This is a genomic window from uncultured Tissierella sp. (assembly GCF_902479755.1).
In the GTDB taxonomy this organism is placed as follows: domain Bacteria; phylum Bacillota; class Clostridia; order Tissierellales; family Tissierellaceae; genus Tissierella; species Tissierella carlieri.
This window is the reverse complement of sequence record NZ_CABSQO010000069.1, coordinates 1-10,444: the sequence shown is the minus strand read 5'-3', so window position 1 is coordinate 10,444 and position 10,444 is coordinate 1. Positions and strand designations below refer to the sequence as shown.

The following is a 10,444-nucleotide window of genomic DNA, read 5'->3' as shown; positions in this document are numbered from 1 at the left end:
TGCATCTATCCTTCTTAGCACTATCTACAAGTCCAGCATGGAAGATAACTGACAAAGGACTGATAGATGTGAATAATTTTAAGATTCTGCCTCCTGTTATTAGATAAATAAACAATATTTAAGGACAACTCCCAAGCTAAAGCTTGAGGGGTTGTCCCTATTATTTATATTTACTATTTATCGTAAGGGAAGTTCTATAGTAACTTTTGTTCCTATATCTATTTTGCTATCAATATCAATGTTACCAGAATGATTGTCTATGATCCATTTTGCTATAGATAGTCCCAGACCTGTTCCCCCACTTTCTCTGGTTCTTGATTTGTCAGTCCTATAAAATCTATCAAAGATATGAGGAAGATGTTCTTTTGAAATCCCTATACCACTATCTTCTATAGTTATTACAGCTTTGCCATTTTTTTCATAAGACATTAATTTTACAGTACCCCCAGCAGGAGTATATTTTATACTATTATCTAGAAATATTCTTAATGCTTCTTTTATGAGGTTTTTATCTGCTTTTACAATGATCTCATCATTTTTTTCAATGGTTATTATGTGACTATCGTCAATTAATTTAGTTTCTGTTAATATTTCTTCTATGAGTTTGTTGAGAGGAAAATCTTCTTTAGCTACTTTTTGAGTATGTTTATCTCCACGAGCTAGGAAAAGTAGATTTTCAACGAGGTTTTTCATATTTTCAGATTCATTTTTAATGGCTTCAAGAGACTCCTCAAGAACTTCTTTATCGTCTTTTCCCCACCTATTAAGCAGGTTTGCATATCCTTGTATTACTGAAATAGGGGTTCTGAGCTCATGGGATGCATCGGAAATAAATTGATTTTGTTTTTCTATGGATTCTTCAAGCCTGTTGAGGGTGTCATTAAAGGTTATAGCAAGATCTTTTAATTCATTTTTCGATCCCCTTACGTCTAGCCTTTTATCTAGGTCATTTATAGATATTTCTTTTACCATTTTTGTCATCGTATCTATTGGAGAAAGAAGTTTTCTGCTTGCCTTTGATCCAATCAATACTATAAGAAGTATACCTAATACATTAGAAGCTAATAGGATAAGTGCCAAGATTGTTACATAATCATAATAAGGAGTATTACCAACATAGCGTATGAATCCTACTATGATAAGAGTATTAGTTATAATAGATATTAATATAAAAATAAATACGTAACTAAGGGTTAGTTTAAATGTTATAGAGAATCTAAGTCTATTACTTATTTTTTCTATAGATTTCTTTAATAAGTCAAATAAGAATTGCAATATATACACTGTAATATACAATACATTCTTAATAATTTTATATAAAAATGTAAATACTGGCCCTAGATTTGATTTATTCATCTTTTAATTGATACCCCACTCCTCGAATAGTATGGATGAATTTTTTATTATATTTATCATCAATTTTACTTCTAAGATAACGTATATATACGTCTACTACATTTGTATCTCCTACATAATCATAGCCCCAAACTTTTTCCAGAATATTATCTCTTGTCAAGACAATCCCTTTATTTAGCATAAGATATTTAAGTAAATCAAATTCTTTTTTAGTTAGATCAATAGGGTCTTTATCATAGGTTAAAGAGTATTTATCAATATCAAGAACTAATTTATCTATTTGAATAATATTTGGCTCAGTAGCAGGAATTCTACTATGTTTAAAGATTACCCTTATTCTAGCTAATAATTCTTCTATTGCAAAGGGCTTTGTAATATAATCGTCAGCTCCTATGTCTAGCCCCATTACCTTGTCCATTACTTCATCTTTAGCTGTAAGCATAATAACAGGAACTTGAGAGGTTGTTCTTAATCTTCTCAATATCTCCATCCCATTTAGAGATGGAAGCATTACATCTAATAGAATAAGGTCATAGTCTTTTTGGAGGGCTTTTTCTAATCCAAGTCTTCCATCTTGTTCAGTATTTACAATATGGCCTTCATGTTCAAGTTCTAACTGAAGAAATCTACTTATTTTGATTTCATCTTCTATAATTAAGATTTTTTTATTATCCATAACAACCACTCCTTTAAATATCATTATACTATCTTTATGATTCTAGAAACAGTATAAATAAAACCTGCTGATTTATTCAGCAGGCTCTATTTATTATTTAAATTCATTTACAATTTTATCTGTAGCAGAAGTTAAGTCATTAGATATCTTATCAATTTTATCGTTTATGCTACATTCTTCTCCATTATCTTTTTCAAGCCTTATCTTATGATGTGTCAATACAAGTAAAAGTATTACGGCTATGGAGAAAGGTAAAGTAAATACTCCTATTGTTAAGGCAATTAAGGAAGAAATATTTAATACGGTCTTTTCATTTTTATATATGATAAAATTGATTTTATTTAATTTTGATGCAGAATCTTGAATGTTTTTCATAAAAGAAGAATCTTTAATTCCTCCTTCAGATTTTATTTTATTTTGTTCTTCAAGGAAAGATAAAGTTTCAACTATACTTCCATTAAATTTTTCTAATGCTTCCTTAGCTTCCTTATAACTTACATTGGCTCTTTTTCTTATTAAATCAATTTGTTCAAGAGTAATTTCCATTTTAATACCTCCATTTGATTATTTTCTATATTTATATAATAAAGTAATATAATTAAAAGATTATTAACTGAAGATTAAAATTTCATTAGAAAATAATGCTTTTCAAAACCTATGATGAAATTTCAGAGTTTTTAAATAGTATATAAAGGCAGGAATTAATAAAACTAGCCTCTTTGCTATATAGCAGAGAGGCTAGTTTTTTCTAAATTATTATTGATTATTTTTTGCTGCATTCTCACCAGCAATTTTTCCAAATACACTAATATCAGCTAATGCATTTCCTCCTAAACGGTTAGTACCATGAATACCTCCAGTAACTTCACCAGCTGCATAAAGTCCGGGTATTACATTTCCATTATTATCTAATACCTGTGCACTTGTATTGATCTGTATTCCTCCCATTGTATGGTGAACAGTTGGAACTCTTGCACCTGCATAGAAAGGTGCAGTATCAATTTTAAACTGATATAGAGTTCTACCAAATTCATCTGTTTTACTAGTTTCAACACAACTATTAAACTTATTAACAGATTCTACTAAGTTTTCAGGATTAATCCCTATTTGTTTAGCAAGGTCTTCTAAGGTATCAGCTTTATAAGCTCTACCCTCTGTAACTAACTCATCAATACTTTCATTAAAGTGATTTCTAACATCGCCAGTGGGATATGAATGACTATCAAGAATTACCCACATGAAGGAGTCTTCTTGTTCAAATAATGCCTTTGTCATTACGTCTCTACGAGCTCCTTCGTCAACAAAACGATTTCCGCTTTTATTTACGAAGATACGATTTTCAACACCTTGTTCGATATTTCCACTTAAGCTTCCTGTATTAGGATCTCCCATAGGCAATAATTGAATTTGTTCCATATCTATAAGATTTGCACCTATCGCCTTTGCCATAGCTAGCCCATCTCCTGTTGCACCAGGATGATTTGTAGTTTTAAGATTTGTCAATGACGGCCAATTCTTATTATATTCATCTCTCATTTCAACATTTCCTGCAAAACCGCCAGTTGCTATAATTACGCCATTATTAGATTTAAGGATTAATTCTCCATCTGGGCTTTTAGCTTTAACACCTATAACTTTGTTATTTTCCATTATAAGTTCAGTAGCTTCTGTATTAACTAATACTTCCATTTCAGTATTATTTTCTTTGATATAGTTCATATAGGTATTGATAAATCCTGTACCTAAAGGTTCAACTGGTGCATGAGCTCTAGGCCATAGTCCACCAAGAACAGTATGAAGTGTATCTTTGAACTCCATACCCATACTTTCTAGCCATTCAATGGTAGGGTAAGCATTATCAACTAATATTCTTATAAGTTCTGGATTTCCAAGCTTATCTCCACCTTCATAGGTTTGTTGAAAGTGTTTATCTACAGAATCCTCTATACCTTGTGCTTCCTGTCTTTTAGGGTCAACAGCATTATAAGATGCACCAGAGATCATGGTATTTCCTCCAACTCTAGGCATTTTTTCTAGTACGATTACACTTGCCCCATTTTGATGTGCTGATACTGCAGCGGCTAATCCAGCACCACCTCCACCTATTACAACAACATCAACTTGTTTTTCCGTAACAGTAGCTGAAGAAGAGTCATTCCCAACAGTTTTTTCTTTTAGAGCTTCAATATTTGCTCCAGCCTTTTCTAAAGCTTGACCAACAGCCTCTAATATAGCATTACTTGACATTGTAGCACCTGCAACAGTATCAATCCCCAAACCTTGAGCTTCAATAATTTGAAGAGGAAGATCGTCAATAGCTAAATCGCTTACACCTGGGGTCTCATTATGCTCTAATACTTTAATATCTGTTATTTCATCTTCAGTTACTGTAACTTCGACTTTTACTGTACCATTAATTCCTTTTCCTTCACCTATGTATTTACCCGGTTTAAATAAAGTAGAATTATTTGTTTCAGTAGCTTTTTTACATCCTGCCAAAGATAAAACCATAGAAATTACTAATAATAAGGACAATAACCTTTTAAAACTTTTCAATAAAACTCCTCCTTTTTATATTTTAATGTTTAAAATATTTCATTATGAACTAATTCGATGAATGCATTCAGTGAATGAATTCATTATATAATTTGGTTAATAAAATGTCAATAATGTTTAATAAATATTTATCAAAAGAGTATAATTTTGACAAAACACTATTGTGATGTATAATTTATATAATAATAGTCTAAGGAGAATTAATATGAATAAAAGACTTAATAAGAGGCAAATTCAGGCACAGATTACTTATGAAAATATCTACAATGCTGCCATGAGTTTAGTTGAAAAAAAAGGATTTGAAAATATTACTGTAGAGGAAATATGCACTAAGGCTGGTGTATCTGTAGGTTCATTTTATAACTATTTTAAATCAAAGCAAGATATATTGAATGAAATATTTAGAATAGCAGATGATTATTTCTTAAATACTGTTTCAAATGTGTCAACTGGACAAGATGCTTATGAAAATATAGTAAATTTCTTTGCACACTATGCTAAGTATTGTGAAGCTATAAAGATAGATCAATTAAAACAGATATATAGTACAAGTAATATTTTATTTATAGAAGAAGGTAGGCATATGCAATCTGTATTAAAAGATATAATAGATGCTGGAAAAGAATCGGGCCAAATAAATACAGATATGCAATCAGAGGAAATTGTAAGATATCTGTTTATTGCACTAAGAGGAGTAATATTTGATTGGTGTTTGCATGGTGGAAGCTATGATTTAGTTGAATTTGTTACTAATTATACAAGACGATTGATAAGAGTTATATAAAATTCATTAGAAGATAAAATATAAATCATTAAAAATTATAATGAAGTCTTGAAATCTGAAAATAATATAAAAAATAATGTTAAATAAAGATATCCCTCAAGATAATTGAGGGATATCTTTATTTAATTTTTAGATAAAACCTAATGAACACATAAAAATTAGATAAATATCTAATTTTTGCATTGACATTAGATAATTATTTGTATAATGTATAGTAAAGAGATAATATAGGGAGGTAGTGCAATGAATTTAAAACTTATTAAACGAAAAGATTTTTCCTTATTAATATTAGGTAAGTTAGTTTCTTTGCTAGGTAGCAATATGCAGCAATTTGCATTATCATTATACGTGTTAGCACTTACTGGATCTGCTACAATTTTTGCATCTATGTTGTCAATATCTATTTTACCAAGAATAATATTATCTCCTATAGCTGGAGTATTTGGAGATTGGTTTGATAGAAAAAAAACTATAGTATTATTGGACTTCTTAAATTCAATCATAATTGGGACATTTGCAGTAATTTATATAATCAATGGAAGTATATCTATTCCTATGATTTATATTTTAGTTATTCTATTAGAAATTACTGAAATATTTTTTCACTCAGCAATGTCAGCAGTTTTACCTAGTATAGTAGAGAAAGAAGAATTATTAGAAGCTAATTCACTAAATTCTCTTGTAATGAATATAGGAAATATATTGGCACCTGTTTTGGCATCTTTTATTTATGGGGCTTTTGGTATGAGGGTTATATTGATAGTAAACTCTATTAGCTTTCTATTATCTGCTATTAGTGAGATGTTTATAAATATACCTAAGAATCATAAAGCTCCAAAGAAGATTAATATGAATGTTTTTAAGACAGATTTAATGGAGGGAATAAATATAATTAAGAGCAATAGACTAATATCTACTATGATAAGTCTAGGAACTATAATTAATTTTTGCATAGGACCTTTATTTTCCATTGGATTGATATTTATAATTAAAGAAGTATTAAAAACCAATGACTTTCAATTTGGTATTTTTCAAATGATCTTATCAGCATCTATGCTAGTAGCACCAATTCTCTGTGGGAGTATTATTAAGAAAGTAAAAATAGGTAGGCTCTGTTTTACAAGCTTTATATTTATATCTTTTCTAATATTAATTATGGCAATTATACCATCAAATATATTTATAAATGCTTTTAATACAAATATAATTCCATATATTGGATTGCTGAGTATTTCATTTATGGTAGGTATATTAGCTACCGTGGCTAATATAGCTTTAGGTACTCTTTTCAATCAAATAGTTCCTTTGGAACTGATGGGAAGAACATCGACAGTTTTTAACTTAGCAGTTACAGTGTTTATCCCAATAGGGCAAATGCTTTTTGGATTTCTATATGATATAATACTTCCAAGTGTTGTAATAATCATAAGTGGACTTATATTGGTTATAACTGTTATGAAATATAAGGCTGCCTTAATAAGCTATGATGAATTAGAAGATAAGTCAGAAATCAAACCAGAATCTGAATTAATAGGAGATGTGATAAATGAAGTTTAAGTTTTATCCTACAGAAAGTAGAATATATGATTTTTTGGAGTTTCCAAATTTAATCTTTGTTAAGGAACGTTATGAAAATTTAAAGGAAGATTATGACTACGAAAAATTTCCAATGGATGATTACTTTGATTTAATTAATAAAGTAGAAGATAAATTAAAACCATATATAAAAGAAATAGAATTATTTTATATGAACAATTTTGTTGGAGATTATGATTTTATAGGATTAATTTCAAAAACAAAAAGAATATTTGGTTATGAAAATGAAAAAAAATATTTGGAAATGTTATCAACTTTAAATGAAAAAGACATTAATCAATGCATTGCTTATTCGATAATTTCAAGAAATGAAAATAATCATCAATACTCAGATGAGATTATGAGCAAGGCTGAAACCATTAGTCTAAATAAAAATGAATTAGTTTCAATTATAAAGGATTTGCCAATTGAAGCATCTACGAAATGGACTCTGTTTTTAATCGTGGAAGAACCTATTAAGTATATGAAAATATATATTGATTTAATGAATAAACTACTGCCTATCTTCGAGGAAATTTATTCATTATATGAAAATGAAGTAAAAGCTTATGGACAGTATCTAGTAGACTTCTTAAATAAAAACGGTGCAAAAGGTTTAGAAGAAATAACTTATTCTATAATTGACCCCAAAATTATGAATAATGAAGAAAATAATATATTAATTTCTCTAATAATGCCTATGGCTATTGCCATATCAGATGTAGGTAAGTATCATTATGTAGCCTGGGGATTGAAAATGGAAAAGGCTTTTAGAAAAATGAAGGAAATAAATGAGAATAAAATAAATGGAAGGATACAGGTTTTCAAAAACCTAGGAGATAAAACTAGATATGAAGTGTTAAAATTAATATCTTCAGGAGAAACATCTACAAAAGAAATAGCGAATACTTTAGGTGTATCTAGTGCAACCATATCTTACCATATAAACAATTTGCTTCAGGCTAAGGTTATAAAGCTTGATAGAATTGATAATAAGTATGGATATGTAGTAGATTATGAATTACTTGATAAGGTTATAAAAGACTTTAAAGAAGATTTAATGTTTCCAAAAGAATCTTAATAAATATAGATTTACCCTCTTACTCATAATGATTAAGAGGGTAAAATTATATAAAGATATTTAAGGGGTAATTCACTAAAACTTATTATTTTATATACTCATTTCCTACTAAGATGTCAGATATTGCTTCTGTTGGAACAACAAACTCAGGTGTACCCATGTATCCAGGAGCTACTTCGTATTTATCAAATGAAATCACTAATTTTCCTTTATCATTGATATAAAAACTTTGTTCATTTGAAATTTTTTCAAATAGTTCTATGGATTCTTCCCCTTCTTCAACCCAATAAAATTTGTCTTCGTCGGATTTCATCTGCTCTTTCATCTGACTTTTAATATTATGGCTTATGATATCAACATAGGTATCATCTTTAAATAAACTAGGTAATGTTATCAAAATTTGTTTCTCTTTATCTATAGTATCATACCTGAATGTTGTTGAAGATGAAGCTACTGTATTTACAACATAACGGCCTATGGAAAGTATTTTATCTGTATCAGTTTTGACTATATATCCATTGTCTACTCCTAAATGACCTCCACCTGCTTCCTCTAGTTCCTTTATGTCTTTCATAAATTGGTCATATAATTCCTTACTTTCATTTAAGTATTTTTCATTTAAACTATTTTGCAATTCTTTATTTTCTAGTCCTTGTATTTCTGGAACTTTGATATTTGCATCATAATTATTTTCATCTACTTTATACTCTCTGAAAGTCAATACCTGTACTATGCCGCCTACAACAGGTACTTTTGATAACGTATCTGCAAGTACTGGACTAGTATTCACTCCTGCTGTTAATAGAACAACGGATGCAGCCACTGAAGCTGATGCTATCTTTATTTTTTTAATATTATTTTTTCTTTTCATGTTTTTCCTCCCCTGTTTTATTGAACTTCTTACTAAAAGGTCTAATTCTTCTGGAATTTGAATATCTATATGTTCTTGTTTTAGTTGTTCTAACTTTCTGTTATCCATTTTTAGCCTCCTTATCTTCATCATCCATTGATAAGCGTAATATTTCTAATGCTTTATAGAGACGGGTTTTCACAGTATTAATATTTTGATCTAAAATTTCTGCAATTTCTTCTAGTTTCAAGTCTTCGAAAAATCTTAACACTATTATACTTCTATAGTTCTCGGGTAAAGTTTCTAAGGCTTTTTTTAAGTCTATATCTGCATAATGGTCAACTGCACCAACGTCATTACTTAATATAAATTCTTCGTCAGTTATAATTTCCCGTTTTCGCTTACGGAGAAGATCTAGAGAAACATTTACTATAATTCTATAAAACCAGGTTTTTATATAGCCAAAATCTTTTAAGGAATCAATAGATGAAAAAGCTTTATAGATAGATTCTTGAACAACATCTAAGGCATCATCAATATTTTTAACATAACTATAAGCTAGCCTATAAAAAAGTTCTTTATTTTTAATAATATAGTCTTCAAGTTGATTTTCTAAATTATTTGCCATTCGTACGAATTTCTCCCTTCAATTGTATAGATGCCTTTTTTCATCTTACATTATATAGACGGATATGCTGTCTAAAAAGTTTTAGCTTTTAAAAAATAATTAATTTATTTTATCATAAAATTTTTATGATATTAGCAAGGAATTAATGGTAATATATGTTATATAGGTATTGCAAATCAATAATTATGAATAATCTACTTATGTATTAAGGGTATTAATATATAAATAGGGAATAGCGTATTTATTTATGATTATAAAAATAGTACGAAGGCAGGTAATTAAAATGATAGATTTCAATCCTTTTCCTAATATGGAAACGAAAAATCTTATTCTCAGAAGAATGAATTCTAATGATGCTAAAGATCTATTTGAAATGAGAAAAGATCCACGAATGAACGAATATACAGATATGAAGCTAGAGAAAAATATCTATGAAACAAGAGCTTACATTGATAGAATGAATGAAGGCATCGATGATAATAAATGGATTATATGGGTAATTGAGTATAAACAGTCACATAAAGCTATAGGAACTGTTTGCATCTGGAACATTAATGAAGAACAAAAAAGCGGAGAATTAGGATATGGAATTATGCCTGATTATCAAGGTCAAGGATTAATGAAAGAATCGTTATTAAGTGTAATTGAATATGGTTTTAATATAATGAACTTGGAGGAATTATTAGCATATACAGAGGAAAATAATCTTAAATCAATTAATCTTTTAGAGAAATGCAATTTTGTTGAGATAAATAGGGTTCAAGAGGAAGGATACCTTAGCAGCAAAGTTTACAATATGGTTGTATATAGATTAGAAAATCATAAATAAAAATTGAATATTTGGAGCTTTAGATTAGTTTATTTTAAGAAATTATTATATTTAGGCTCTGTAAACTAAATATGAAAAAATAGTACAATATCTTCATAGAATTGCTCTA

11 protein-coding genes are annotated in these 10,444 nt (G+C 28.8%); 5 read left to right on the top strand and 6 right to left on the bottom strand.

What is annotated here, in order from left to right; translation table 11 throughout:
• Positions 1 to 107: adenine deaminase C-terminal domain-containing protein (locus RDK80_RS19460; protein WP_308525247.1), on the top strand; the 107-nt coding region annotated here is incomplete at its 5' end.
• A gap of 70 nt (positions 108 to 177) precedes the next feature.
• On the opposite strand, the gene RDK80_RS19455 is transcribed toward RDK80_RS19460, so the two are convergent.
• The 4 genes from RDK80_RS19455 to RDK80_RS19440 form a co-directional block, all read right to left on the bottom strand.
• Complete coding sequence (locus RDK80_RS19455) at positions 178 to 1,356, bottom strand: ATP-binding protein (protein WP_308525246.1); 1,179 nt, start codon at positions 1,354 to 1,356, stop codon at positions 178 to 180.
• Positions 1,349 to 2,032 (bottom strand): response regulator transcription factor, encoded by a 684-nt coding sequence (locus RDK80_RS19450; protein WP_308525245.1) that lies wholly within the window; start codon positions 2,030 to 2,032, stop codon positions 1,349 to 1,351. The genes RDK80_RS19455 and RDK80_RS19450 overlap by 8 nt, the downstream gene beginning before the upstream one ends.
• 93 nt (positions 2,033 to 2,125) lie before the next feature.
• On the bottom strand, positions 2,126 to 2,578 hold the full coding sequence (locus RDK80_RS19445) for a DUF4342 domain-containing protein (RefSeq protein ID WP_308525244.1): 453 nt from the start codon (positions 2,576 to 2,578) through the stop codon (positions 2,126 to 2,128).
• Between the two features lie 210 nt (positions 2,579 to 2,788).
• Positions 2,789 to 4,588 carry a flavocytochrome c gene (locus RDK80_RS19440; RefSeq protein ID WP_308525243.1) on the bottom strand — a complete coding sequence of 600 codons (1,800 nt, stop codon included), beginning with the start codon at positions 4,586 to 4,588 and terminating at the stop codon, positions 2,789 to 2,791.
• A 205-nt stretch (positions 4,589 to 4,793) separates the two neighbouring features.
• Here RDK80_RS19440 and RDK80_RS19435 point away from each other — a divergent pair, with 205 nt between their 5' ends.
• The 3 genes from RDK80_RS19435 to RDK80_RS19425 all read left to right on the top strand — a co-directional run bounded on the left by RDK80_RS19435 (position 4,794) and on the right by RDK80_RS19425 (position 8,028).
• Positions 4,794 to 5,372, top strand: a complete 579-nt coding sequence (locus RDK80_RS19435) for a TetR/AcrR family transcriptional regulator (protein ID WP_308525242.1) — start codon at positions 4,794 to 4,796, stop codon at positions 5,370 to 5,372.
• A gap of 243 nt (positions 5,373 to 5,615) precedes the next feature.
• Positions 5,616 to 6,929 carry an MFS transporter gene (locus RDK80_RS19430; RefSeq protein WP_308525241.1) on the top strand — a complete coding sequence of 438 codons (1,314 nt, stop codon included), beginning with the start codon at positions 5,616 to 5,618 and terminating at the stop codon, positions 6,927 to 6,929.
• Positions 6,919 to 8,028: a winged helix-turn-helix domain-containing protein gene (locus tag RDK80_RS19425; protein ID WP_308525240.1), complete on the top strand. Its 1,110-nt coding sequence runs from the start codon at positions 6,919 to 6,921 to the stop codon at positions 8,026 to 8,028. The genes RDK80_RS19430 and RDK80_RS19425 overlap by 11 nt, the downstream gene beginning before the upstream one ends.
• A gap of 85 nt (positions 8,029 to 8,113) precedes the next feature.
• Here RDK80_RS19425 and RDK80_RS19420 read toward each other — a convergent pair whose 3' ends face one another.
• Together RDK80_RS19420 and RDK80_RS19415 are read right to left on the bottom strand one after the other, a co-directional pair.
• Entirely contained in the window at positions 8,114 to 9,007 is an 894-nt protein-coding gene (locus RDK80_RS19420; protein WP_308525239.1) for a DUF3298 domain-containing protein, read from the bottom strand.
• Positions 9,000 to 9,506, bottom strand: a complete 507-nt coding sequence (locus tag RDK80_RS19415; protein WP_308525238.1) for a sigma-70 family RNA polymerase sigma factor — start codon at positions 9,504 to 9,506, stop codon at positions 9,000 to 9,002. The genes RDK80_RS19420 and RDK80_RS19415 overlap by 8 nt, the downstream gene beginning before the upstream one ends.
• Before the next feature lie 283 nt (positions 9,507 to 9,789).
• On the opposite strand from RDK80_RS19415, the gene RDK80_RS19410 reads away from it, so the two are divergent.
• Complete coding sequence (locus RDK80_RS19410; RefSeq protein ID WP_308525237.1) at positions 9,790 to 10,335, top strand: GNAT family N-acetyltransferase; 546 nt, start codon at positions 9,790 to 9,792, stop codon at positions 10,333 to 10,335.
• Positions 10,336 to 10,444: the final 109 nt, after the last annotated feature.

Excerpts from the sequence above, each read along its gene's own strand:
- RDK80_RS19455 (WP_308525246.1), bottom strand. The coding sequence starts at position 1,356 with ATGAATAAATCAAATCTAGGGCCAGTATTTACATTTTTATATAAAATT.
- RDK80_RS19450 (WP_308525245.1), bottom strand. The coding sequence starts at position 2,032 with ATGGATAATAAAAAAATCTTAATTATAGAAGATGAAATCAAAATAAGT.
- RDK80_RS19445 (WP_308525244.1), bottom strand. The coding sequence starts at position 2,578 with ATGGAAATTACTCTTGAACAAATTGATTTAATAAGAAAAAGAGCCAAT.
- RDK80_RS19435 (WP_308525242.1), top strand. The coding sequence starts at position 4,794 with ATGAATAAAAGACTTAATAAGAGGCAAATTCAGGCACAGATTACTTAT.
- RDK80_RS19430 (WP_308525241.1), top strand. The coding sequence starts at position 5,616 with ATGAATTTAAAACTTATTAAACGAAAAGATTTTTCCTTATTAATATTA.
- RDK80_RS19425 (WP_308525240.1), top strand. The coding sequence starts at position 6,919 with ATGAAGTTTAAGTTTTATCCTACAGAAAGTAGAATATATGATTTTTTG.
- RDK80_RS19420 (WP_308525239.1), bottom strand. The coding sequence starts at position 9,007 with ATGGATAACAGAAAGTTAGAACAACTAAAACAAGAACATATAGATATT.
- RDK80_RS19415 (WP_308525238.1), bottom strand. The coding sequence starts at position 9,506 with ATGGCAAATAATTTAGAAAATCAACTTGAAGACTATATTATTAAAAAT.
- RDK80_RS19410 (WP_308525237.1), top strand. The coding sequence starts at position 9,790 with ATGATAGATTTCAATCCTTTTCCTAATATGGAAACGAAAAATCTTATT.